This window comes from SAR86 cluster bacterium, from assembly GCA_023703575.1.
In the GTDB taxonomy this organism is placed as follows: domain Bacteria; phylum Pseudomonadota; class Gammaproteobacteria; order Magnimaribacterales; family Magnimaribacteraceae; genus Magnimaribacter.
Map to the genome: position 1 here is coordinate 872,157 of CP097969.1, position 26,306 is coordinate 898,462.

Below are 26,306 nucleotides of genomic sequence, written 5' to 3' on the forward strand. Positions count from 1 at the left end.
TATTTAATTACTGATTTGAGACCCAAAAAACTGCTGCCGCTACAAGACTAAGAATTATTACTACGGCAGCAATAGCATCTAGTTTACTGTCCTCTTGACGCATTATTTCTTTTTCCTGTTCACTGTGTTCGTTAGTCATTTTGTTTCCTTTTAGTTGAGATCGACAACTACTCTGCCGACTTGGCCACCAGTCAATATTTTAGAGATTTCGTCTTCTAAACCTTCTAATTTAACTTCTTTGACAAGCGAAGATAAATCTAATTTCCAATCCGTTGCAAAGTTTTCCCATACCTCTAACTTTTTTTCTATCGATATTTCAACAGAATCAACTCCTAAAAGGGCATTTCCTCTTAAAATAAATGGAAATATAGAGCTTTCAAAAGAAGGACCGCCAACTAGTCCACTACACGCAACTGCCCCGCCCGGTTTAAGCGATGCTAATAATAAAGTAAGTATATTCCCGCTTACAACATCTACACCAAAATCCCATATGGGTTTTCCGATAGGAGCTCTCGATACTTCGGAGAGTTGTTCTCTTGAAATAATTTCAGAAGCACCGAGTCCATTAAGTAAATCATTTTGTGAATCTTTACCAGTCACTGCAGTAACATTAGATCCTAGCTTCGATAATAGCATTACAGCTATGGAACCAACTCCACCTGTTGAGCCAGTAACAATAGAAGCAGAAGATTCAAATCCTTTCTTAGAGTTATAATCATCAAGAGCCTTTATGGAAAGCCCAGCGGTTAAACCAGCTGTACCTAGAGACATAGAATCTTTCTCACTTAAACCAGAGGGCAAATTTACGACCCATGCAGAAGGCACTCTTATATATTCACCGAAACCGCCAGAGGTATTCATGCCAAGATCATATCCAGTAACGATGACAGAATCACCTTCTCTGAAATTTTGATTTGATGATTCTTCTATTGTCCCCACAGCATCAATACCGGGAGTATGTGGGTAGTTTCTGGTTACGCCTGGTGCACCTGAAGCTGATAGCGCATCTTTATAGTTAAGAGAAGAATAGTTAACTTTTATTAATAACTCTCCCTGGGGAAGATCATCAATAGATCTTTCAATTATAGATAATTGATTTCCTTGATCTGTCTTTACAGACTCTAATGCTTTAAATTTTTTTGTCATGAGAAACGGTCCTTGTTTATCAAATCATAGAATTTAATTAAAGATTTTTCTATTACTATCTGCATAGAAATTGCGAACCTCTCGGTAAGGTTTTTCTTTTCAACAAATTCTATCTCAAACAATTTAGCACCTTTTGATAAGCTAACAAGATAGTTATCAGAAGTTTCTAATGAGTCAACTAATCCTACTTTTACAGCATCCTCACCTTGCCAAGTTTCCCCAGTAGCTACTATTTCAGTGTCGACTTGAGGCCTTTGTTCTTTTACAAAATTTTTAAATATTAGATGCAGATCTTCGAGGTCTGATTTAAATTTCTCTCTACCCTCGTCTGTATTTTCTCCCAAAGTTGTAAGAGTTCTCTTAAATGCACCAGCAGTATGCATCTCAAAATCAATTGAATTCTTTTTTAACAATCTATGGAAATTAGGTAATTGTGCTATCACACCAATAGATCCAACTATAGCCCATGGTGCGGCAATAATCTTAGTTGCAACGCAGGACATAAGGTATCCTCCACTAGCTGCAACTTTATCTATACAGACCGTGAGATTTATTTCATTATCAACTAATCTCTTAAGTTCTGCCGCACATAGTCCATATGCATAAGCAGATCCTCCGCCACTCTCCACTCTGATTACAACCTCTTTACATTCTGTGTCAGATAAGAGAATAGCATTTACTTCTTGTTTGAGTTTTTCTACCTCTGAAGCTTGAATATCTCCTTTAAAATTAAGAACAAAGACTGAGTCAGTGTCTTTATTATTTTCCTTGCCCTTGTCTTTCTTTTTCTTATCTTTTAAATTTTCTTTATTAAATTTTTTCAGTTCCTTTGGATTCATGACTGAGCCTTTTACGGCATTACCCATTTCTTCGAATTTATCCGAAAGGTTAGTGATGGATAGTTTTCCTTTTGCTTGGCTCTTGCCCTTAGAACTGCCAATTACCATTAACAAAGGGACAGTGATAGCCAAGGCAATAGTGAATACCTTCAATAGAAAAATAAGATAGTCAGTTAATATTTCCATTTACTTGGGTTGCATTCTTATGCCACCATCCAATCTAATAGTTTCGCCATTTAAAAAAGGATTTTCAACTATATGCTTTGTCAATGAAGCATATTCATTTGGCAAACCTAATCTTTTAGGGAATTGAGTCATCTCTATCAAAGGATTTCTCACGGTATCTGGTGCCATAGCCATTAAAGGAGTGTCAAATATCCCTGGAGCAATGGTATTAATTCTTATTCCCATTCTTGCCAAATCTCTGGCTATAGGTAAAGTCATACCGACAACACCACCCTTGCTTGCACTATATGCTGCCTGTCCAATTTGACCATCAAATGCAGCTACAGAAGCTGTATTTATAATCACTCCACATTCTCCATCTTCATTGGGCTCATTATTTCCCATGACTACCGCAGCTAGCCTAAGAACATTAAAGGTACCATTCAAATTAATATCTACTACTGTTTTAAAATAATCTAATGGATGTGCACCGTCTCTCCCTACAGTTTTACTAGCGCTGCCTATTCCTGCGCAGTTAACTACTATGTGTAAGCCACCAAATTCTTCAACTGTCTTATCGATTGCAGATTGAACAGATGATTCATCTGTTACATTGGCAATTACATATGAAGAATCAGATCCCAGTTTTTCAACAGCTGCTTTCGCATTGTCTTCATTTAGGTCTAGTAACATTACTTTTGAGCCTGATCCTGCTAATGCTTCAGCGGTAGCAAGGCCTAAACCAGAAGCTCCACCCGTAATAAGAGCAACTTTATTTGAAATTTCCATTTTTTCTCCTTATTAGTAGCGATTAAAGTTGCATGATATTACACGAATAAAATAAAAAATTCTCAAATAGTATCCTGTAAAGAACTAAAAAAACCTGCTTCGCACGAAATTAGTGCAAAATTATTTATTAAAACCCGATTTTTTTGGCATTCAAGTTGCATAGATATATTTGTATTATTTAAAAACTTACAAGGAGTTAGGATGAAAAATCTTATTAAATTTGGGGCCATAGCATTCTTTTCAAGTGCAATGACCTTGCAATCAGCAGAATTCGAGAGCAATATCGCTATGTCAAGTGACTATGTCTGGAGAGGTATGACTCAAACTGCTGAAGAACCTGCTATCTCTGGTGGATTCGATATAGCCGGTGAAAGTGGACTATATTTTGGAACTTGGGCTTCCAACGTTGAATTTGGTGATGGAGCAGCTCTAGAATTAGATTGGTATGCAGGCTATGCAGGTGAAATGGAAGGTGGATTAAGTTATGACATCGGATATTTAGCATTTACATACCCTGGAGAAGACTCTCTAGATTTTGAAGAAATCTATCTCGGACTCGGATACAGCTATTTCGGTATTACTTACTCATCAGGTCAAGATTCTGCACCCGATAACACAGAATTTTCTGTTGCTCTAGGTGAAACTGGTTTAGGTGTTACTTATGGTGACTACGACGAGTACGGTGAATACACCATAATTAGCTACGATCTACCAATCTCTATTGCTGGTTTAGGTGTTTCTCTAGCCTGGAATGACTTCAGTGCAGAGGACTCTAGCGGACTTTCCGACGAAGACACATTCGTCATTACATTTTCTATGTAACTCTTAACTCCCCGTTAAGTAAGCATTCTTAATCTCCCCATTAAGATGCATTAAAGGCCAGACGAAAGTCTGGCCTTTTCTTTATTAACAATAGGTCTGGCATAAGTCATCAAAAACTCATTTCGCTCTTCAGGCTTCAAATTTGCACATCTCTTTTCAAGCATAGAAATCTTGCTGGGCATATCCGATATTGTATCTATATTCTCTTGTTGAATATTTATTTCAGGCAATAGCTCTAAAGCTGCTTGGTTGGTGGGCCAAATACGATAATTATTTATAATTTCTCTCTGTATCATTTCAGCTAGATGGCGTGTGGTATCCACTGGATCAGAAATAGGTTTACATATATGTAAATGAACTCTGCCTTTATAGCCAAAAATTCCGGTAGACATTTCTTTGATGTCACTTTTATTTATTTCTTCAAGGGTCAAGGAATCCTGATAATCCCAACCTCTTGCTTTGACATAATCCAATGGGTCATATTCATAGGAAATAACAATTGGAGTTAAGTTAACGCTTCTGACCCATTCATAAACTGAAAGTGCCTTTCTTTGATCGAGATATAGCATTTTTAAAACACCCTCATCTGTAAAGTCATTACCATCATTTGCTCTTCCTTCTCTTTGAGCAATCCAGATACTCTCTTTATCTTGCATTAGCGAATGATTGATGTAAGCGGAGAGTTTTGATAGTTTTCTTAAAGTTTCCTTTACTCCTTTGATATTTCTGTGAACTATGAAACTTTTATTCAGCCTCATAAGCATTTCAGCATACCCGTCATCTAGAAGGTTATCTCCAATAGCGATTCGTACAGTACTGAGTCCTTGGGTATAAAGGAGATAATTTAGAAAAGCAGGATCAAGAGATATATCTCTGTGATTACCTACAAACAGAGTAGGTTTTTCAGTTAAATTCTCAACTCCACTATATGTAAAACCATCTGTTGTTTTGTCGATCATTTTCGTCACTAAAGGAGCCAAACAATCTTGAAATTGATCTATAGAATTGCAATCAGAAAAAATCTGCTTAAATTTTCTTCTTAAATAAATGCGGTTTATCTTTGAGAAATATTTATGGGATCTTGGAAAAATTAAACTAGAAATATAATTATGAAAATCTTCATTTGATTCTAGCTCATTCAGCTTTATCGCGACTTGATAATCGTCATAAGAAGCTATATCACTAAAATCCATTTTTTATAATTGGTCTATAAAATCTATAATTTCTGTTCCAACAATAGTTGGCTGTCTATAAGTTATATCATGTGTTCCCTCTTCCAAAACAACAAGTTTTCCATTATCAAATATCCTTTGATATTCTTCTGACCCTGAAAAAGGAACTATTCCGTCTTTTTTTCCCCATAAAGCAAGCATAGGTATTTCTTTTTTACTTAGATTTTCGTACATGTCACGAACATCAAAAAGATTAAAGTTCCTTATAGTTGATAAAAGAGATTCATTGAATCCTTTAAAGCGCAGTTGATCTTGAAAGAGTGGTAAAAATTTATCTTCATTTATAGACAACGGATCATCGCTATATTGAGTTTCAGACATATTTCCTACGCCATATAATCTATGGCTAAATACTCTCCAGAACCAATCTCCAACGACGGGCATAGTTATCCATGATTTCGTCTGAGGAAGAGATTTACTGAAACCTGCAGGAGCAATTAATGAAACGCTTGTTACTTCGTTAGGATACTCGGCTGCATAATAAGATGCAATTGGTCCTCCCATGGAATAGCCAACTATATGAACTTTCTCATTTATTTTTTGAGAAAGTATCAATTCCCTCAAAGTTTCAAGATAAAGATGCTTATCGTATTTTGTTCTAGGCCTTTCTGAATAGCCTCTGCCAAAATGATCATAAACAAGGACCTTGTAACCAGAGTTAGTGAAATTATCTAGTAAGCCTTGCCATACAAAACTAGGTGTTGAAAAACCGTGCACCAAGATCAAAGACCCCTTCAAATCGGTTGAATCGTCCGGTAAAAACCAACGATAATAGATATTACCTCTTGAAAGCTCTGCCCAATTTCCCTCAGAAGGTATATCTGATTGCAATATTTTCTTCAATCCATAAACCTTATAAAGATAAGGAAAAGCCAGAGCCAAAAAAATAAATAAAATCCCTATTAAAAGTTTCTCCATAGATAAGCTCCTTCAATATAGTATAGTTATTAAAAATACCAATATCTATGCATCCATTTTTTCGAGATTTTAACTTTTATGGTTTTGTACATAGAGGTGGGGATGAAGTAGAAACAGAAAATACCTTAGAAGCCTTTGAATACTCATCAAATTTAGGATTTATTTTTATAGAAACAGATGTTCAATCTACTAAAGATGGTCATGTAGTTATATTTCATGACTCAACTTTAAAGAGGATGGCAGGTATAAATAAGCGTATAAAGGACCTGATGCTAGATGAAGTAAAGGGAATAGAATTAATTAACGGTGGCAGGATCCCTTTATTAAGTGAAGCACTCGATAGCTTTCCTAACCTTAGATTCAATATTGATATTAAAACTGAGGATGCCTTAGAAAATACCGTAAAAATTATAAAAGAAATGAAATGCTTTAGTAGATCCTGTTTAGCTTCTTTCTCTTCTTCAAGATTAAATAGAATAAGAAAACTAGCCGGGTCAGAAGTATGCACTTCTTCTGGACAAATGGATATATTCAAATTGATATGCAAATCTTTAGGAATTAATTTAAGAATTAATACAGCTGATTGTGCTCAAATTCCTATAAAGCAATGGGGAGTGCCTATTCTCACTAAGAGATTTCTTCGAATTGCAAAGAAGGAAAATAAACTTGTTCATGTTTGGACTATCGATAATAAAGAAGAGATGTTCAAATTAATTGACTTTGGTGTTGATGGAATAATGACAGATAAGCCTAGTATTTTAAAACAAGCTATGACTGAAAGAGGCTTTTCTGATTTAGGGAACTCTCCTTAAAATTATTAATCCTGGTATAAATAATAAAAGTAAGCTTAATATTCCTAGGCTAGGGCTATCCGTTAAGAGTGCAATTCCTGAGACCATAAAGGGACCTATAAAGACTGAAGATTTTCCAATGAAATTATAGAATCCAAAGAATTCTGCCGCTTTATTGCTAGGTATTAGGCTACTAAAATAAGATCTGCTGATAGCTTGTACTCCTCCTTGAACAAGACCGATGATAGATGCCATGATAAAAAATTCTAATGCACTATCCATCTGGGAACTAAATATAACGACTCCTATGTAGATGATAATCGCAAATGAAAGAGATTGTTTATGCCCGAATTTGTCAGAATACCTTCCAAAAGCTAGTGTTGCGGGAAATCCAATAAATTGAGTAAGTAAAAGAGCTGATATCATAGATTGTGCTGAAAGCCCTATATCAGAACCATAAGATGTTGCCATTCTTATGATCGTATCTACACCATCCATGTAAAGAAAATATGCTAGTAAGAAAATAAAAGCACTTTTATATTGTCTTACCGATCTTCCTGTTTGGTAGAGACTAGAGAAAGCTTGCCCTGAAATTTCAAAAAAACTTTTCCTACTTACTGAGAATTTAGGCTCCTTTACACCTGTAAGTAAAGGTAGTGTAAAAATACTCCACCAGATAGCTACACTCAAAAAAGACCATAAAACAGCCTCAATTTGTGAATTAAGTCCAAAGAAAGATGGAAAAGAGAACATTAAGACATTGATTAAAAATAATATCCCTCCACCAAGGTAACCAAGAGAAAATCCTAAAGATGATACACGATTCCTTTCATGGTGTTCAGCGACCGAAACTAATAAAGAGTCGTAGAAGATATTTCCACCTGAAAATCCAATCACACCAAGTGCATAAAAGGTAATAGCAAATTTCCATGAACTTTCAGGGACGAAAAATAAATAACCAGTTGCTATTATTCCTAAAACTGCGAACGTTAGAAGCAGCTTTTTTTTTGAGTTTCCCGCATCGGCGAAAGCCCCTAAAATAGGTGCACTTAAAGCTATCAGTAAACCAACAACAGAATTTGCTGTACCGATGACAAATGTACTCTCTCCATCAGTTAAATCATTTGCCCAAAAAGATTTAAAAAAAATAGGGAAAAAACCAGCCATTACAGTTGTGGCAAATGCAGAATTAGCCCAATCATAAAAGGCCCATCTCCATGCTTGTGTTGATAATTTTCTTTGACCTTTCATGTGATTTGTGGGAATAATAACCCTTTTATTGGGAGGAAAAAATGGAAGAGGATAAAAAAACGTATAAATATATGACAATGTTTAGTGTAATCATTGCTGTGGTTGTGGTGGCACAAATTATTTTGGCAAATTATTTGCAATCAATTTATTAAATACAAATATTGAGACACAAAACTAAGGAGAGAATATGAACTCAAAAATATGTGAACTTCTAGATATAGAATTCCCTTTAGTAGCTTTCACCCACTGCAGAGATGTAGTTGTAGCGGTATCTAAAGCAGGTGGATGTGGAGTTTTAGGTGCTGTTGGTATGTCACCAGAACAGTTAGAGAAAGAATTAACATGGATAGATGAACATATAGACGGAAAACCTTACGGAGTTGATGTTCTAATTCCCAACAAGATGGTCGATCAAAGTGAGAAATTTGATGCAGAAAAATTAAAAGGAATGATTCCACAAGAATATGCTGACTTCAGAGCAGATGTTCTTGAAAACCATGACATAGAGGCTTCGGAGTTAAGAACTATAGATACAGCTGGTTCAAGTTTTGCTGCAAATACAAAAGCTGATGGAGCAAAAGCTCTTTTAGATGTAGCTTTTAGCCACCCTATCAAACTAATTGCTAACGCGCTGGGCGTGCCACCCGATTGGATGCTCGAGATGGGAAAAGAAAATGATGTTAAGGTTGCAGCACTTTTGGGAACTGCTCAGCATGCAATCAATCAGGTAAAAGCAGGTGTTGATATATTAGTTGTATCTGGTACGGAAGCTGGAGGCCACTGTGGAAGTGTTTCAACCATGGTACTCATACCTGAAGTTTACGAAGCAATTCAACCGTATGGTGATACACCAATCTTGGCTGCTGGAGGAATAGTAACTGGGAAACAAATGGCAGCAGCAATGACAATGGGAGCATCTGGTGCTTGGTGTGGTTCAGTATGGCTAACTACTGTGGAATCAGAAGTCCCTCCTGTTATTAAAGAAAAAATGGTCGCTGCTAATTCAAGTCAAACAACAAGATCAAGAAGTAGAACAGGCAAGCACTCGAGACAATTAGTATCTCCTTGGACACAAGCATGGGAATCAGAACAAGCTCCAGATCCTTTACCTATGCCTCTACAGCCGATGGTAGCTGAACCCGCTTTACAGAAGGTTGCTAAGCTAGCTGAAGGTGGACATGATGGAGCTAGAGACCTAGCAACTTATTGGGTTGGACAAGGAGTAGGTCTAATGAATCAAAGCATTTCTGCGAGTGATGTTGTTCAGGAATTCAAAGAAGATTTTGTAGAAGCTTATGAAAGATTAACAGGTTTTGTATCTTAATTAACTTCTTTACCATCTTGAAGAATTAAAAACTGTCTGTTTTCATCATTCAGGTCCTCAGTAAGAGATTGAGATATTACTCTTTTAGACCCCTCCGGTGCATACTGGAGAATATAAGATTTTCTAATATCATCTGATAAATTAGGCCCCGTCCTGTGCGGTGTTAAAGAAGAGAAAATTGCTATACTGCCTGCCTTCAGAGGTAAGCAAACTGCTTGGGATGAGTCTAAAGGTATTTCATGACCTAAATCTGTATTTTCATGGAAGAGGGTCCCCCGTCTATGAAGTCCAGGCATCACCCAAGGACAGCCATTAGATTCATCTGTATCTGTAAGAGCTACCCAACAAGTTAAGTAGGCCTGCGGTTCAATATAGGTATAACCATTGTCTTGATGCCAGGGAAATTCGTCTTTGGTACCTGGTTTTTTGTATACTGCTTGATCCCAATATAACCTCACATCAGGTCCGATTAAATCTCTGCATATGTCAGTAAAAACTTTATGTTTACTGAATTCTTTAAGTTCATCAGACTGAGTTACAAGATGGGTGGTAAAAGTAATTTCTTCAGCTCTAGCAATAAAAAATTTACCACCATCAAGGCCTTTTAATGCTTCAGTTACATTGAACTCATAAGGGTCAATTTGATTTACTACTTTGTTGACTTCTTCGTCTGAAAAAGCATTTTCAAGTACAACATAACCTTTTTCGTTAAATGATGTGATGTCTTCATCGGAGAAGAATGTGTAAGGGCCATCAGGCATGGTCCAAGAAAAGCTCTTATTACTCTCATGTAACCTAATATCTTTATCCATAACTATCTATCAAATTTTAATTGAACGCCTAAATTAGTTTCTACAATTTTTCCATTATTATAGGCAAGTTTACCATTCACAATAGTACTCATAATCTTTGAGCTAAAGGTCTCACCTTCAAAAGGCGACCAGCCACAGAAATAGAAAGTATTCTCTTTAGTAACTTTATGCTTAGATTCCAGATCTACGAGAACACAATCTGCCCAGTAACCTTCCCTAATGTAGCCTCTATCAACAATTTTGAATCTATCAGCAACTTTATGTGAAAGATAGTATGGGAGATCATTCAATGAATAGATTCCTTCTTTAACAAGTTCCAAAAGAACAAGGAGTGAGTGCTGTACACTTGGAATACCAGAGGGACAATTCATATAGTCATTTGATTTTCCTTCCAAAACATGTGGAGCATGATCAGTAGCAACATAATCGATATAGCCCTCTAATAACGCCTTTCTTAATGCATCTCTATCTGTAGACTCTTTCAAAGATGGATTACATTTTATTAAAGTCCCTTTGGTTGAGTAATCATCACTTGAAAAGTAAAGATGAGGAATGCAAACTTCTGCAGTAATCATTTTTTCATTAAAAGGTTTATTAGAGAAAAGTCCTACTTCTTCTTTGGTAGTTAAATGAAGTATATGCAAATTAGAATTATATTTTGTGGCTAATTCGATAGCTTTTTTTGAGGATTTTAAACAAGCCTCTCTGGATCTAATGAGGCCATGCATTTCTACAGGAATCTGTTCTCCATATTTAGCAAGATATTCTCTCTCTAAAGATTTTATCATTGGGTCGTCCTCGCAGTGGGTAGTAATAATTACCGGAGATTCTCTAAAAAGGTCATTCAAAGCATCCTCACTATCAACATGAAGATCTCCAGTAGAAGAACCCATAAATATTTTAATTCCACATACCTCCCTAGGATTTATAGCTTTTATTTCGTCTATATTGGAGTTGGATGTGCCCATGTAAAAAGAGAAATTAGCTGACGAAGTCTGGTTGGCAATGGAAATTTTATCTCTCCACAAATCAAGGCTGAGTGTAGGTGGGATTACATTCGGCATGTCCATAAAAGAGGTTGTGCCACCGGCAACAGCGGCCAAGGATTCAGTTTTTATACTGCCTCTTTCCGTCAGGCCAGGTTCTCTGAAATGACATTGATCATCTATTACTCCAGGCAATAAATAATGACCTGTTGCATCAAGAATTTCTCCTTGAGGCTCTATATCATTTGCTATTTTCTCAAACCTACCTTCTTTAATAAGAATATCTTGTTCAGTTATTGAACCTTCATTTATAACTTTACAGTTTTTAATGGTGATTACATTACTCAATATGGTTTGCTCCCTGATGTGGTTAATCTATGCATTGTCCTTTCATTGTCTCCATATCCATGTTCAGCAAAATGCTGAACACTCCTATTGTCCCATACAATTAAGTCACCTTTCGACCATTTATGTCGATAAATATATTTTTCCTGGGATGCGTGACTATATAGAAATTCAAGCTTTTGTTGAGACTCTTTGGGATCTAAGTCTTTAATTTTTTTAACGAATGCTTCTGTGACATAAAGTGCCTTTTTTCCAGTTTCAGGGTGCTCTCGAAAAATTGGATGCTCTACTGTCTTGGCATCCTTCAGATCTCCACCTGACAACATTAATACTCCTATATTGCTATGAATTGCTTTTTTTTCTGAGAGCTCTGATTTAAGATCATGATCTAAATCATCATAAGCAAGATACTGATTAGAGAATAGAGTATCTCCTCCTTGTTCAGGTACTACTAAAGAGTATAAAAGTGTTGCATCTGGAGGTGATTCTTCAAATGTTACATCCGAATGCCAATGAGCATTTGTATGATATTGCTCGCCATAATTTCTAATTTCAATAATTTCTGGATATCCCTCTATGCCTTTAAAGACTGGATGAACTAAAGGTTTGCCCCATAAACTTGAAATATTTTTCAGTTGAGATGGATTTAATTTCTGATTTCTAAAAATAAGGACCGAGTTATCTAGAAAGCATTGCCTGATTTTTAAAGAATCATCCTCAGAAAGAATATTTAGATCTAATCCTGATATTTCGGCGCCTAAGGGTTTTAAGATTTTAATATCCATATTATTTTAATTTATGGACTTTGATTTGTCCGTACTCATGACCTGCCCCATTGTAATATTCGGCATTTGTTCTATCTAACACAGTTCTTACTAAAGAAAGCATTTTTTCACTGTTGCCACATATTATGGTTAAAGGCATTTCTTCTTGGTTCAAAAAAACAAAGTTTTCAACTGCAATATCTACTTCATGATGTCTATATCCATGAAGATCTAGAACATGACTAGACACAACTTCTAGGAGTTCCTGATCAATCTTCCATTGAGAGCACCAGTAGCTTCTCCTTTAATGAAAGCAACTTCCCCTGAAACAATGGTGTAATCATAACCTGAAGCTTTTTGAACAAGTCTTCGTCCTCCGGCAGGCAAATCGTTAATAATTTCAGGCTCATGCAAAGTTAAGCCTTCATAATCAATTATATTAATATCCGCTTTATAGCCCTTTTCTAATACTCCTCTATCTTTAATACCCAGTAATTTAGCAGTTTCTGATGTTTGCATTTTGATAACTTTTTCTAAAGGTAACTTCGATCCCCTGCTTCTGTCTCGAGACCAATGCTGTACAAGTGTTGTCGGAAAACTAGCATCACTTATAGCACCACAATGTGCACCAGCATCGCCGAGACCTGAAATTGTATAAGGATGTTTTAGCATTTTCTCTACAAGGCTCAAGTCACCCGTCTGATAATTAAAGAGCGGATGATAAATCAATGCTCTACCATCTTTTTCGAGCATCGCATCATAAGCTATTTCTTGTGCAGTCATATTTGACGAATTAGCCAAAGATTCAAATGACATGTCTGGATCAGGCTCGTAATTAGCAGGTTCACCTAATTTAAACATCTTTGTATAAGAATTAACTATTTCATCCACTAATGGATTGATAGATATGGCACTGTCATTAAGTAGCTTTTCTTTGAATTCATCATTGCTCATAATCTCGACTCTCTCTTCTAAAGCAAGGTCTGCTATTTCCATATAAGTAGGATGAAATCTAAATGGATTCAAAGTTGCTGTCAGACCCATCAAGATGCCTGTTGCTCTAGGAGGTACTTGTCCGTACATATTTATGCCTTCAGATTGGGCTTCTTCAATCCCATCAAGTAATTGCTGCCACCATTCTGGACGTGCATCTTGTTGTTCTACTGTTATTGATATTGGTCTTCCAGATTCTTTTGACATTGCTTTGAAGATATCAAACTCAGAGTCAAAATCATAAAAATCTGATATCCCTTGCAAGACACCCTGATTTATTTCACCTAAAGATTTGGCTATTTCTACTAATTCATTTTTGTGAGCAGTAATGCTTGGAGTCAAATTACCATTAACATCATTATGTTTCTCAGTCCTAGAGGTGCTAAATCCAAAAGCGCCCGCCTTTATTGCCTCCTGCACAATTTCTTTCATTCTATCGATTTCTTCTTGCGACGCTTCCTCGTGATTAATACCTCTCTCTCCCATGACATAAGCCCTTACAGCTCCATGAGGAATTTGTGTACCAACATCTATTGCAAGTGGCTTCTTTTCAAGTGCATCTAGATATTCAGGAAAACTTTCCCATTCCCAATCTATACCTTCATGTAAAGCAGTTCCAGGAATATCTTCTACACCTTCCATAAGACCTATCAACCAATCTCTTTGATCCGGTTTACATGGAGAAAACCCAACACCACAATTTCCCATTACTACCGTTGTAACTCCGTGATAAGTCGAAGGCCTTAAATATGGATCCCACGTTACCTGACCGTCATAGTGAGTATGAATATCAACGAAGCCAGGAGTAACAATTTTCCCTTCAGCATCGATGACCTTTTTAGCTTCACCTTTGATATCACCAATTTCAACAATTTTTTCATTTGATATGGCTATATCTGCTTGATAGGGCTTGCTTCCCTTTCCATCATAAATTGAACCATTTTTTATTATTAGATCGAACATATTAAAAACCTAAAACATTTAAATGATCTATGCGATATAGATATTCGTATTAATTTTTACCATAATAGTAAAAATACATAAAAACTTCATGAAAAAACACTTATTTAATCTATTTATTTTTCTTCTTCTGTCCTCTCAGGTCTTAATTCCTGAGGAAGAGAAATCAACAAAGGAAAATGAAGATGTTGTTTCTGAAGAAGAAAAAAAGGTCTATATAGAAGAATTAGTAGAGGACTTTGACGAAATTCCGGGTTTTTTTACAACATTCAGAGATCCAAAGACAAATCAAGTTTTCTTAAAAATTACTAATAATCAATTAAAAAGTGAGTTCATTTATTTTGCACATGCTTTGAATGGAGTTGCGAGCGTGGGAAAAGTTAAGGGTTCATATTTAGATGAAGGTGTTTTTAAAATTGAAAAAGACTATAACAATCTCAGATTTTCTAGAGTTTTAACAAATTATTTTTTTGATGAAACCAGTCCTCTCGCAAAATCGGAAGGAGCAAACGTATCGGATTCAACTTTCAAAGTATTTGAAATCATGGGAATGAATGAAGCTGAAGACGAATATTTAATAGATATAACAAGTATGCTTTTGTCTGAGGCATTAACACCCATAATGCCTATCTACTCTCCAGATGGTCCCCCGTCAGGATTTAGTTGGGGTCAAGTAAGCCCATCTAAATCAAGAATCAAAGGAGTCTTCAACTACGAGAAAAATACAGATTTTGAAGTTGAGTATGTTATAGAAAGTGCACCTTCTTATGGATACGAAGCTGAAGATGTTGCGGATCCAAGGAATGTTAACGTAAATATTAGATATAGCTTTATTGAGATGCCAAAAAATGATTTTGAACCTCGTGTAGCAAATCAATCAATAGGATATTTTTCAGAAAGAATAACTGACCTTACGTCCAAAGATATAACACCTTATAAAGATCTTATCGGGAAATGGAATCTAAAGAAAAAGAATCCTGATGAAGAGCTTTCAGAACCAATCAAACCCATTACTTTCTGGATAGAAAATACAACCCCTTATGAATTGAGAGACTATATCAAAGAAGGAGTTCTAGCATGGAATATTGCCTTCGAAGCTGCAGGTTTTATAAATGCCATAGAGGTCAAAATTCAACCAGATGATGCAGAATGGGATGCAGGAGACATTAGATATAATGTACTCAGATGGACTTCGTCCCCAGATCCGGTTTTTGGTGGATATGGACCGAGCTTCACAAATCCCAGAACAGGAGAAATAATTGGAGCAGATATAATGCTCGAATGGGTTTACTTAACCAATAGAGTAAATTATGACGGTATATTTAATGAACATTCGAGTCATGACAACTGTTCATCTTCCAGCTACATTCAGGATGGAATGATTCTAGCTCAAGCTATTGAATTAAATGACCCCAAAATAATTGAGCAAGCAATAATCAGATTAACGCTTCATGAAGTTGGACATACTCTTGGTCTGAATCATAATTTTAAAGGGAGCTACTTGCATAATATTGAAGATGTACATAATCCAGAAATAACCAGTAAAATTGGAGTGACCGCCTCGGTAATGGAATATCCGGCTATAAACCTTGCTCCTTTAGGAGTTAAACAAGGAGATTATTACGACACAATACCTGGGCCCTATGACATATGGGCTATAAGATATGGATATACGCCCGATTTAACTGAATCTGATTTAGAAGATATTATTTCTGAGCAACATAAACCCGAGCATATGTTTGCAAATGATTCAGAAGATATGAGATCCCCAGGTAGAGGAATTGATCCACGCGCTATGATCAATGATCTTACAAATGATCCAATGACTTATGCAGAACAAAGAATTGAATTAGTGAATGATACTCAGGCTAAGTTGGTTCAAAAATTATCAGGCTCAATTGAGACCTTTGAGGAATTTAGATTAGCTCATGCAATCTTTATGAGAGAGTATTCAAGAGCATTAGAGGTCATCTCAAGACACATTGGTGGGGTTTACATAGAAAGATATGATCCTAAAAATATCAATGAAAATAAACCATACACCCCTGCTCCGTCTAATGAACAAAGAAGAGCTATGAAGCTTCTAAGTGAGCATGCATTTTCACCAGAAGCATTTCCAATAAATTCTGATTTACTTCAATTGGTACAAGTTGAGAGAAGGATGTTTGATCTCTCTGGAGAACACGAAGATCCTCAGATGCACAAAATCATTCTTGGTATTCAGAATAGAGTGTTAGATCATATTTTAAGTCCATGGACACTCTACAGGATTTCAGATACCGAACTTTATGGCAATGATTACTCTGTTAATGAGGTGTTAAATGATATGACAAAGGCTATCTTCGTTGGAGATACAAATAATAAGGTATCTTCTGTGAGACGTAATCTTCAAACTTCATACGTAAGGCGACTAATAAACTTATTAGCTCAAGATTATTATGACGAATTGGCTACGGCTGCTGCTTATGACTCCTTAAGGCAGATTCAGAAACTTGCCAGGAGAACTTCTACCGATATTCCTACTAGATCACATAGAAAACTTATTTCATGGATTATAGAATCCGGTCTTGATCGAGCCAATTAAGAGACTTCTTTTAAAAATTTAATTATTAGCTCGTTAACCTCATTTGGTATCTCTTGTTGAGTCCAATGACCAATACCTTCAAACTCTTCTGCAAATTTAAGTTCTTTATAATTTGGTGAGATTCTGTCTATTAGAGTCTGGTCTGAAGGAATAAAAAAGTTTACGGGATCTAAGCTTCCAGTAATAAAAAATGCTGGCTGCTCAAGAATCTTATCTTCTAATTCTGTAAGTTCATGCCAATCAATATTTTGAGCTCTATATCTATTGAAAGGACCTCTTAATCCACTCATTTCAAATTGACTTACAAAATAATCAAGATCCTCAGGTGTAAACCAATCAGGAAAGTCTTCAAATCTCTCCATCCCATCAAGAAAACTGGAATGCTTATCTTTTTGAGGCATCAAACCACTTTGACCTTTTTCAAGATTATGTTTCATGCCCCGTCCATCACTATTCGTATAAGTCATGAAAAGTGATCTTTTTAAATCTGACTCAAATTCCTCCTCCGCAATACCCTCTTTCTGAAAGTAAAGTTGGTAGAAAAATTTGTCTTTGTATATCTCTCTCCAAAGATCTAAGGTTGGCATCGGACCTCTTCCAGTAAAAGGAACTGACATAGTACCGGTTGCAGTTATTCTATGTTCATTTAAAGCTGCTGTGTTTAGAGCAATTGGTCCACCCCAATCATGTCCAATTGTTATAGCTGTGTCATAACCTAAAGCATCAACAATACCAATTACATCATCGGTCATATTCTTCATAGAATATGCTTCTATCTCGTGAGGTTTGTCTGACTCTCCATAACCACGAACGTCATAAGCAACTGCTTTGAAGCCAGCGGCAGCGACAGCAGGAAGCTGATGTCTATAACTATACCAGCTCTCAGGCCAGCCATGGCAAAATATAACTAAGGGACCATCCCCCATCATTGCTAGTCTTAATTTAATTCCATTGCTTTCTACATGTTTAAACTCTATATCATTCATTTTTACCTCTAGATTTTATATTGACGATACTCTTTCAATTAACCAGTAAGTTCCAAGCCCACCTATAAAATAGCTTGCAAAAGCATGAACCTCAATCTTTATTTTATTCGATTTAAGAAAATATATAATTAATCCAAAGAAAGGAAGGATAGCTAATTGTCCCATCTCGATTCCTGCATTAAAAAATAATAGAGAAAGAAGGAGATTTTCATTATTTATTCCAATTTCTGTAAGAGCTCCCGCAAAACCTAGTCCATGTAATAATCCAAATCCAAAGGCTATCAACCAAGGGGTAGAATCATATTTGTGCTCATCGCCAACCTCCAAAGCTAAATATATAATTGTTAATGCTATAAAAGCCTCTGTTGAAGCTTGGGGTACGCTAACAACATCCAGCACAGATAAAGCCAAAGTGATGCTATGCGCTAGAGTGAAGGCAGTGATTGTTTTAACGAGATTTAAAGTTCCTGAAACAAGAAATAAAAGGCCAAAAACAAATAGCATATGGTCTATGCCACCGAGTAAGTGCTCTACACCAAGCCAAAAATAATTGATTGGATAGATGCTTACTTCCTCTGGTACATCTAACTTGGAACTACTTATTGTTGCTAACCCTTCAAAAGTGGTCTCATCTAAAAATTTTACACTTACTAGTGCATCCGTAAGCCTTGAGAGACCCTTAAATGCTATTTCTTTACCTTTTAAGGATTCTTCGCAAGTAATTACAATATTCGTGACTAAATATTTACCTTGGACTTCTGGTAATTTTCTTTGCTCCTCCTTACAGTCTGTAAAGCTTACCTCTGCAGGAAGTCCACCTGTGTTAGTTGGAAACATCCATAAACCTGAATAAAATCCATCTAGTGTTTCCTCCAGGGACAATCTTGCAGGATTCATTTCATGAGTTTGTATAAATTCACCAAGAGATAGGCTGAAAAGAATAAAAATAAATTTATTTAGTTGTTTCATTTAAATCTGCCAAAATCTCAATTTGATATTTATTTCTCAATTCCTTCAAATAGTTCTTCACAGAATTATTTTGTTTTTCAAGGACCACATCATTAATAACAATATTTTTTATTTCCTCTAGATTTGGAGTGAAAGATTCTGCGATAGAGTTAATAAATACTAGGTGCGATCCATATTCAGACTTTAAAGGTCCTGACCATTCCTTGATGGTCAAATTTTGAATATCTTGTGAAAATGTTTTACCAAAAGATCTTTCAATTTCTCTAATAGTTTTAGAAGAAAAGTTCTTTCCCAGTAAAAATGGTTCACCAAAATTAGCTTCAGAAGAACCATTTTTTATTAGATTTAAAGCTTTAGAAGAATCATCCTCATCTGTCTTGCTCGAACTAAAATAAATATGAGAGAACGTTATTCTTTTTTCTACATAGTACTTATCTAAATTTCGATTATAAAAGTCATTTACCTCGCTCTCTGTAGGCAGAGAGGTATCTCCCTCTTGTCTTAAGAAACTAATTTTCTGAGCCAATCTTCTTTTTATGATAATGTCGTTTTTATCCAATCCCAACTTTATTGCTTCTCTATAGAGTATCTCTTCATCTAGGAGTTGTTTGATAATGCCGTCTACTTCTGACATTGTAGGCTCTCTTCCCACTTGAGTGACCCAGGTGTTTATCAATGAGTTAACTTCTGATTCAAATATAGTTATTTTGTTATCGTCCTCATTATTAAAAAATAAATCCGCGATAAGAATCACTATTCCTAAAATAAAAAAAATAAGAAGTCTTTGTTTCATAATTATTAAAAATTACTATAAAATCATATATATACTTGAGAAAATTAAAGTATTTACCAAGTATCTATATTAGGCCTTTTCTTACCGGATTTTGATTTTGGGGGGAGTGACTTGAGGGCACTAGATACCCAATTTCTAGTTTCTGCTGGATCAATAACATCATCAAGTTCAAAATGAGATGCCATATTTACGGCCCTTCCTCTGTGATAGCTATCCGCTACCATCTTCTCATATGTTTCTATCCTTTTCTTAGGATCCTTAATGGCTTCTAATTCTTTTCTATATCCAAGCTTAACTGCACCTTCTAAACCCATGCCCCCAAATTCACCTGTTGGCCAAGTAACCGTAAATAAAGGTATTTTAAAACTTCCTCCTGCCATAGCCTGCGCTCCTAAACCATAAGCTTTTCTAATGACAACTGACATAAGAGGAGTTTCAATATTAGCACCAACTACAAACATTCTTGCAGCATGTCTGATTAGAGCAGATTTTTCACTTTCAGGTCCAACCATAATTCCCGGGCAATCTATTAAGGATAATATCGGAATATCAAACGCATCACATAGTTGAATGAATCTTGATCCTTTATCAGCACCAGGAGAGTCAATAGCACCCGAGAGATGACCTGGATTATTTGCAATAACTCCAACAGGCTTACCTTCAATTCTTACGAAACTAGTTATTATTCCAGGTGCCCAGTCTTTTCTGATTTCGAGTACTGAATCTATGTCAGCAATTCCATCAATAATATCTCTCATATCATAATACCTAAGCCTATTTTCTGGGACTGCAAACCTAAGTTTTCTTGCATCTGGTTCTTTCCATTTTTTTATTGGTCCTTGGAAATAGGAAAGATATTTTTTTGCTACTTCAACTGCTTCTTCTTCATCTTTAACAGCAATGTCAACAACACCATTTGGTACTTGAACGTCCATTGGCCCAACTTCATCTGGAGTAAATACTCCTAATCCTCCACCTTCAATCATGGCGGGTCCGCCGACGCCGATATTCGAATCTTCCGTAGCAATGATTACATCACAACAGCCCAAGAGAACTGCATTTCCTGCAAAGCATCGTCCAGTTGTTATTCCAATAACTGGAACTAATCCAGACAATTGAGCAAAATAAGTAAATGCTAAACAGTCTAAACCTGCCACGCCAGAGGTGTCAGTATCTCCTGGCCTTCCCCCTCCTCCTTCTGCAAATAAAATAGTGGGTAATTCATTCTGTTCAGCTATTTCGAACATTCTGTCTTTCTTAGCATGATTCATTTTTCCTTGAGTGCCAGCTAAAACCATGTAATCGTATGACATAGCCATTACTCTAGAAGCATTCTCAGGAAATAAATCACCATTAACATGACCTAATCCACAAACCATTCCATCACCAGTGGTATTTTTAATTAAATCTTCCTCGCTTCTTCTGCGCCTTTGGGCAGCCATCACAACCGAGCCATACTCAAGAAAACTTCCTTCATCACAAAGATGTTCAATGTTTTCCCTTGCTGTTCTATGGCCAGTGCCATACCTTTTTTTCACTGCTTCAGGACGATTAACATCATGACTGGCCTCTTTTCGATCTAAAGCCTCTCTAAGGTCTGGTCTTATCCAATCTAAATCAATTTCTTCATCTTTGTTAGAAGTTTGTTTTTCGACTTTCTCAAGTCGAATTGTCATCAATGAATGACCTTCAAAAACTGTATCTAGACTTGAGACAGATATATCTTCCACAATACCGCTTACTTCAGAGATAATTTCATGCTCCATTTTCATGGCTTCCATAATTCCTAAAGTTTTACCTTCCCAAACGCTGTCTCCTATTTCAACATCAAACTTAACAATCATTCCTTGCATAGGAGCAGTAATACTTCGATAACCTTCTCTTATTTCTTCTTGTTGAAGCTCTAGAATATTTTCTGATTGATCGACGAACATGCCACCAGATTTGCCATGATCAAGAACTGCCAAAGGATCTAGGTTCTCTATCTTTCCTTTTTTAGGTTTATCTTTGGCAATAATACTTCTACTTATGTCAGAGAGGTCAGAATGAGTCTTTACTGAAATTAAGGTCTCTAAATTGTTCTCAAAAAAGTTAGTGTGAACTTTATTATTTTTAAAATCTTGGTTGATTAAAATATTTTTTAATAAGTCTAAATTAGTTGTAACTCCATCAATTTTGAATTCACAAAGAGATCTATAATTTCTTTTTATCGCCTGTTTGAAGTTATCTTCAGAAGAATAAGTAATTATTTTTGCAATTAACGAATCAAAAAGAGGACTAGTTTCGTACCCTACATATCCATAACTATCAACTCGTACTCCAGGACCAGATGGAAGGTCGAATTTTGTGAAAATGCCTCCACTTGGATTGGCATTACCTTTAGAGTCAATAGTTTCCATATTCACTCGCGATTGAACTGCATATCCTTTAGGATCTGGAATATTTTTCTGCTCAAGTTTAATTTGCTTTAAAGTTTTACCTGAAGCTATTTGAATTTGAGCCTTAACTATATCAATAAATAATACTGACTCAGTTACTGTGTGCTCGACTTGTAACCTAGGATTGCATTCAATAAACCTGAAGTCATTTTTTTCTACATTGACTAAAAATTCTATAGTGGCCAAGCCCTCATATTTTAATTTCTTAGCTAGAGCCATAGATGCATCAATCATTTTATTTTTTAATTCAGGACCTAGGCTTGGACTAGGAGCTATTTCGATAAGCTTTTGATGGCGTCTTTGAATGGAGCATTCTCTTTCATGTAAATGACTCACTGCTCCTGTCCCATCCCCTATGATTTGGAATTCGATATGCCTATAATTTTCTAGATACTCTTCTAGATACAAGTCAGGGGAATCAAAAGCTGCCTTAGCCTCTGATGATGCTCTATCATAGGATTCTTTTAATTCTTCTAGCTTAGAGACAACTCTCATGCCTCTGCCTCCTCCACCTGAAATAGCCTTAATCAAAATAGATGAATTCTTATTTAATGACTTCATAAAGTTTTGAGCTTGTTTCAGAGAAGTTTTCTGATGTGTTCCTGATATCGTGGGAATATCTAAACTCAAAGCTAATTCTTTGGCAGTGGTCTTGTCACCGAATATTTTTAAAGTCTTTTCACTAGGGCCAATAAATTTAATCTTGGCTCTTTTAGCTGATGCAGCTAAAGCCGAGTTTTCACTGAGAAAGCCATATCCAGGATGGATGAAATCTGCCTTGGACTCTTTAGCTATTGATATGATTTGCTTGATATCGAGATAAGCTTGAGCCCCTTTTCCTTGAATCGGATAAGCCTCATCTACTTTTGAAAGATGCAAACAGTTGGCATCATCCTCTGAATAAATGCCAACAGTTTTAATGCCTAAATCACTACAAGTCCTAGCTATACGAATTGCAATCTCACCTCTATTGGCTATTAAGACTTTTTTCATGAACTTATTTCTAAAGTCTAGAAACTAGTTTTTACCATAGATCATATTTTTGCATTTCAGCTCTTCCGACGACCATGTGATGAACTTCATCAGGGCCATCGGCAAATCTCAAATGCCTTATATCGGTATAAAGTCCTGCAAGAGGTGTCCATTGAGATATACCAGCAGCACCATGCATCTGAATGGCTTGATCAATAATTTTACAAGCCTTCTCGGGTACCATGGCTTTTATAGCACTAACATATACTCTCGCCTCTTTATTTCCTAGAACATCCATAGCTTTAGCAGCTTGAAGAACAGCTAATCTCATAGCGTTTATTTCTATTCGCGCTCTAGAAATAATTTCTAAATTTCCCCCAAGTTTTGCTATAGGTTTTCCAAAAGCCTCTCTATTTCCAGCTCTCTTCACCATTAACTCAAGTGCAACTTCAGCCTTACCTATAGTTCTCATACAGTGATGAATTCGACCTGGTCCAAGTCTTACTTGTGATATTTCAAATCCTCGACCTTCACCAAGAAGTATATTCTCTTTCGGTACTCTTACATTATCAAACTTTATGTGCATATGGCCATGGGGGGCATGATCATGACCAAAGACTTGCATACCTTCAAGTATGTGAACTCCAGGAGTGTCTTTTGGAACTAATATTTGAGATTGTTGCTTTGAAGGATGAGCATCAGGACTCGTTTTGACCATCACAATCATAATTTTGCACCTTGGGTCACCTGCACCAGAAATATAAAACTTTTCTCCATTAATTACCCACTCATCGCCGTCAAGAACAGCGCTAGTACTGATATTCTTTGCATCTGAAGAGGCTAAATTTGGTTCGGTCATCGCATATGCCGATCTGATTTCTCCATTCAGTAACGGTTCTAGCCATTGTTTCTTTTGTTCTTCGGTGCCAACTCTCTCAAGTACCTCCATATTTCCAGTATCTGGAGCGGAGCAATTCATGCTTTCTGATGCCAAGGGATACTTACCTATTTCAGTAGCTACGTACGTATAATCTAGGTTAGTTAATCCGTCGCCGATATTTCCATCTGGATCAGGTAAAAAGAAGTTCCATAAACCTAACTCTTTAGCTTTTTCTTTGGCGCCTTCCATAAGTTCAATTTGTCTGGGATGCCAAGACCACCTATCCTCCTTCTCATTTTGCAAAGCTGAGTATTCAGCCTGTATGGGCTTAACGTTTTCTTCGCAATGCTTTTTTACCAAATCCATAAGCGGTTGAGTTTTTTTGGACATGGATAGTTCAAAAAGTTCTGGGTCATTTTGTAACATGTTATTTCTCCTTTAATAACGAATAAATTAATATGAATACCAAATTGGAGAGGACCACGCCCGCTCCTGTATCGTTGGTTGTAAATCTTCTCTTGGTCTCGTACCATTTTTTACGGCATCCCAAGTAGACCATCTGCAGCTAGGGTTCTCTAATACTCTTACATAATAAAAAGACTTGACTGTAGAGTCAAAAGAATCGTCAGTCCAAACAGTTTTAATTTCATTGGCTCCCCTATCTGAGCTTATAGAGCAATCAGAAATATCCACTAAAGCATCATTATCTGGGCATCTTTTCGTAATAGGATCAGGGGTTAAACCATCTGAACATGCCACATCTATAACTTTTTCATGTGGACGTCCGGATATTCTATCTACCCAACCTTTTATGATCTGTACTCTTTGTAAAGGAGCTGCATTTCTGTCTCTCATTGCCCATATAAGGAAAGAAGGAGCAGTACCTTGAGAGGCTTCCAAATCTTGTCCCATGGGCACTCCTTTTTTATAAGCCTCCTTTACAAGATCAGCCCTATCCAATAAAGACTTATCAAAATTGTAACCTCCGAAGAATCTAAGCTTAATTCTGCTGCCGGATGTAGCGTAAGTCTCTTTTCTGCGGAAGGCATCAAAAATAGAATCTCTTGTATTTTCTTCTGCCCAAACTGCAGCTAAGCCTGAGGCTCCCCATGTATTAAAGACAGCATTATTAAAATTTCTCTCTCCTATTTTCTTGAAAGCTAGTTGCCTAATCGCATTACCACCAGTTAAGTCTTGCACTTGCTGATCAGATATTGGAACTGATCCTCTTGCTACTGGCGTTCCATCCAAGATACCAACTTTAGAATGGAAGTCAGATTCATCATCAGATATCGCTCCTGTATGAGTATCACTGGCTCCGACCATACCGAATTTATATGGATTACCTCTTCTTTCTTCTTCCAAACCTAATCCATCTAAGTAAGCCTGCCTAACATAACTTCCGAACGGACGGCTGTAAGATGAGTTTCCAACTCTTTGCCACATGATTTCAAAGTCAGCCCATTCATCATCAGGCGATAGTATCGGATGAGTTTCAGAAGTTCCCTTAACTTGAGTCATCTCAACTAATGGTTCATTCCTCATTCTAAAGTCTGCATATTGAGTACTAATTGGAAGACCTTCCCAGTTTTCCATTTCAAACATTTGTCCATTTGATCCATTCGAGTTATGGGGTATGGCAATCGTATCAACTCCTCTGTCTCTTAGATCATCCATCCAAGTCCAAAGCTTTTCTGGATTAACTGACTTAAGTCGGGTGTATGGCTCTACGGTAAATTTGTTTCCTTTATAAATTACGTTTCTATGTAAATTAGCATTTTCAAATGGTGGAAAACCATCAGATCCACAAGTGCCACTTAACCAACAAGTAAGGTCTGAAGCACCTTGAGTATTGGATGATCTAGTAGTTGAAGCTGTATATTCATATGCAACAAAGGTAGTGAATTTCCCAGGATCATTGTGTCTTTGTGCACTCAATATCACATCTTTCCATGCAGATCTGTGAACATCTACATCATAGAGAGTTGAACCTCTTGCTGTATCTCCTGTGAAGTAAGCTATCGTGCGTGTCCAGATATTGCTAAATTGTGCAATATTTCTGACATAGTCTTGAAAAAGTCTAGATCGGGCGGCTACTGATTCTTGGTTTAAATTCTCAGGAGCATTTAAGTTATGGAATGGTTCAGTGCCTTCTTTACCATTATTTGGATTTGCCCAATCTTCGACACTTCCCAATAAAAATCCATGATCAGTCACTGCATAAAAATCTAAAGGCTCTCTGAGTTGCATGTCATAACCTAAAGGATGCTGTATGGCATTTCCTTTGGCGTATTCGTATGCATCATCAGGTGTTGCTGTAGTTCCAAAAATATATGCATCAAATGAATGTTTTGTATGTACATGAAGGTCTCCAAAATAAACATTTCTATTCGGATTATATCCAGGAGTAGATCCAGGCTCAGGGTCAGGAACAACAAGGTCATTCGTGTAATCAACTACACTGTCAGGAGAAGTACAGCTCCAAAGGCCAAAAATTAAAAATAAGCCAAATATGACTTTTTGAAAGTTACCCATAAATCTCCCCAC

Annotated in this window: 21 protein-coding genes; 4 read left to right on the forward strand and 17 right to left on the reverse strand. The window is 36.5% G+C overall.

Annotated elements, in window-relative coordinates:
* Positions 1 to 150: 150 nt before the first annotated feature.
* From M9C83_04395 to M9C83_04405, 3 genes are read right to left on the reverse strand one after another with little or no spacing between them, the layout of a single operon-like run.
* Positions 151 to 1,146, reverse strand: a complete 996-nt coding sequence (locus tag M9C83_04395) for a YhdH/YhfP family quinone oxidoreductase (protein ID URQ65899.1) — start codon at positions 1,144 to 1,146, stop codon at positions 151 to 153.
* Positions 1,143 to 2,171, reverse strand: coding sequence for a protease SohB (sohB, locus tag M9C83_04400; protein URQ65900.1), 1,029 nt, complete (start codon positions 2,169 to 2,171; stop codon positions 1,143 to 1,145). Before sohB ends, M9C83_04395 begins: the two co-directional genes overlap by 4 nt.
* Entirely contained in the window at positions 2,172 to 2,939 is a 768-nt protein-coding gene (locus M9C83_04405; protein ID URQ65901.1) for a 3-hydroxyacyl-CoA dehydrogenase, read from the reverse strand.
* A gap of 201 nt (positions 2,940 to 3,140) precedes the next feature.
* Here M9C83_04405 and M9C83_04410 point away from each other — a divergent pair, with 201 nt between their 5' ends.
* On the forward strand, positions 3,141 to 3,761 hold the full coding sequence (locus M9C83_04410) for a TorF family putative porin (protein ID URQ65902.1): 621 nt from the start codon (positions 3,141 to 3,143) through the stop codon (positions 3,759 to 3,761).
* Between the two features lie 50 nt (positions 3,762 to 3,811).
* On the opposite strand, the gene M9C83_04415 is transcribed toward M9C83_04410, so the two are convergent.
* Together M9C83_04415 and M9C83_04420 are read right to left on the reverse strand one after the other, a co-directional pair.
* Positions 3,812 to 4,954: a 1-acyl-sn-glycerol-3-phosphate acyltransferase gene (locus tag M9C83_04415; GenBank protein URQ65903.1), complete on the reverse strand. Its 1,143-nt coding sequence runs from the start codon at positions 4,952 to 4,954 to the stop codon at positions 3,812 to 3,814.
* 3 nt (positions 4,955 to 4,957) lie between these two features.
* On the reverse strand, positions 4,958 to 5,911 hold the full coding sequence (locus M9C83_04420) for an alpha/beta hydrolase (GenBank protein ID URQ65904.1): 954 nt from the start codon (positions 5,909 to 5,911) through the stop codon (positions 4,958 to 4,960).
* A gap of 47 nt (positions 5,912 to 5,958) precedes the next feature.
* Here M9C83_04420 and M9C83_04425 point away from each other — a divergent pair, with 47 nt between their 5' ends.
* The gene (locus M9C83_04425; protein URQ65905.1) at positions 5,959 to 6,723 is read left to right on the forward strand and encodes a glycerophosphodiester phosphodiesterase; all 765 of its coding nucleotides are present in this window, start codon (positions 5,959 to 5,961) and stop codon (positions 6,721 to 6,723) included.
* Here M9C83_04425 and M9C83_04430 read toward each other — a convergent pair.
* Positions 6,706 to 7,953, reverse strand: a complete 1,248-nt coding sequence (locus M9C83_04430; protein URQ65906.1) for an MFS transporter — start codon at positions 7,951 to 7,953, stop codon at positions 6,706 to 6,708. The genes M9C83_04425 and M9C83_04430 overlap by 18 nt on opposite strands.
* Positions 7,954 to 8,140: 187 nt before the next feature.
* Here M9C83_04430 and M9C83_04435 point away from each other — a divergent pair, with 187 nt between their 5' ends.
* Positions 8,141 to 9,277 (forward strand): nitronate monooxygenase, encoded by a 1,137-nt coding sequence (locus tag M9C83_04435; GenBank protein ID URQ65907.1) that lies wholly within the window; start codon positions 8,141 to 8,143, stop codon positions 9,275 to 9,277.
* Here M9C83_04435 and M9C83_04440 read toward each other — a convergent pair.
* From M9C83_04440 to M9C83_04460, 5 genes are read right to left on the reverse strand one after another with little or no spacing between them, the layout of a single operon-like run.
* Positions 9,274 to 10,089, reverse strand: coding sequence for a phytanoyl-CoA dioxygenase family protein (locus M9C83_04440; GenBank protein URQ65908.1), 816 nt, complete (start codon positions 10,087 to 10,089; stop codon positions 9,274 to 9,276). The two genes, M9C83_04435 and M9C83_04440, sit on opposite strands and share 4 nt — an antisense overlap.
* Before the next feature lie 2 nt (positions 10,090 to 10,091).
* Complete coding sequence (locus M9C83_04445; GenBank protein ID URQ65909.1) at positions 10,092 to 11,423, reverse strand: dihydroorotase; 1,332 nt, start codon at positions 11,421 to 11,423, stop codon at positions 10,092 to 10,094.
* Positions 11,420 to 12,205, reverse strand: coding sequence for a TauD/TfdA family dioxygenase (locus tag M9C83_04450; protein URQ65910.1), 786 nt, complete (start codon positions 12,203 to 12,205; stop codon positions 11,420 to 11,422). The genes M9C83_04445 and M9C83_04450 overlap by 4 nt, the downstream gene beginning before the upstream one ends.
* 1 nt (position 12,206) lies before the next feature.
* A complete protein-coding gene (locus tag M9C83_04455) occupies positions 12,207 to 12,434 on the reverse strand; it encodes a hypothetical protein (protein ID URQ65911.1) in 228 nt (75 codons plus the stop codon).
* Between the two features lie 5 nt (positions 12,435 to 12,439).
* Complete coding sequence (locus M9C83_04460) at positions 12,440 to 14,140, reverse strand: amidohydrolase family protein (protein URQ65912.1); 1,701 nt, start codon at positions 14,138 to 14,140, stop codon at positions 12,440 to 12,442.
* 88 nt (positions 14,141 to 14,228) lie between these two features.
* Here M9C83_04460 and M9C83_04465 point away from each other — a divergent pair, with 88 nt between their 5' ends.
* Entirely contained in the window at positions 14,229 to 16,721 is a 2,493-nt protein-coding gene (locus tag M9C83_04465) for a zinc-dependent metalloprotease (GenBank protein URQ65913.1), read from the forward strand.
* Here the strand turns inward: M9C83_04465 and M9C83_04470 are convergent.
* The 6 genes from M9C83_04470 to M9C83_04495 are packed head-to-tail and all read right to left on the reverse strand — an operon-like array spanning position 16,718 to position 26,294.
* Positions 16,718 to 17,707, reverse strand: a complete 990-nt coding sequence (locus M9C83_04470; GenBank protein URQ65914.1) for an alpha/beta hydrolase — start codon at positions 17,705 to 17,707, stop codon at positions 16,718 to 16,720. The genes M9C83_04465 and M9C83_04470 overlap by 4 nt on opposite strands.
* Positions 17,708 to 17,722: 15 nt before the next feature.
* Positions 17,723 to 18,676 (reverse strand): HupE/UreJ family protein, encoded by a 954-nt coding sequence (locus M9C83_04475; GenBank protein URQ65915.1) that lies wholly within the window; start codon positions 18,674 to 18,676, stop codon positions 17,723 to 17,725.
* Positions 18,660 to 19,469, reverse strand: coding sequence for a peptidylprolyl isomerase (locus M9C83_04480; protein URQ65916.1), 810 nt, complete (start codon positions 19,467 to 19,469; stop codon positions 18,660 to 18,662). Before M9C83_04480 ends, M9C83_04475 begins: the two co-directional genes overlap by 17 nt.
* A 53-nt stretch (positions 19,470 to 19,522) precedes the next feature.
* Entirely contained in the window at positions 19,523 to 22,900 is a 3,378-nt protein-coding gene (locus M9C83_04485; GenBank protein ID URQ65917.1) for a carbamoyl-phosphate synthase large subunit, read from the reverse strand.
* A 31-nt stretch (positions 22,901 to 22,931) separates the two neighbouring features.
* Positions 22,932 to 24,185 carry an acyl-CoA dehydrogenase family protein gene (locus M9C83_04490; protein ID URQ65918.1) on the reverse strand — a complete coding sequence of 418 codons (1,254 nt, stop codon included), beginning with the start codon at positions 24,183 to 24,185 and terminating at the stop codon, positions 22,932 to 22,934.
* A 27-nt stretch (positions 24,186 to 24,212) separates the two neighbouring features.
* Entirely contained in the window at positions 24,213 to 26,294 is a 2,082-nt protein-coding gene (locus M9C83_04495) for a DUF3604 domain-containing protein (protein URQ65919.1), read from the reverse strand.
* Between the last annotated feature and the right edge of the window lie 12 nt (positions 26,295 to 26,306).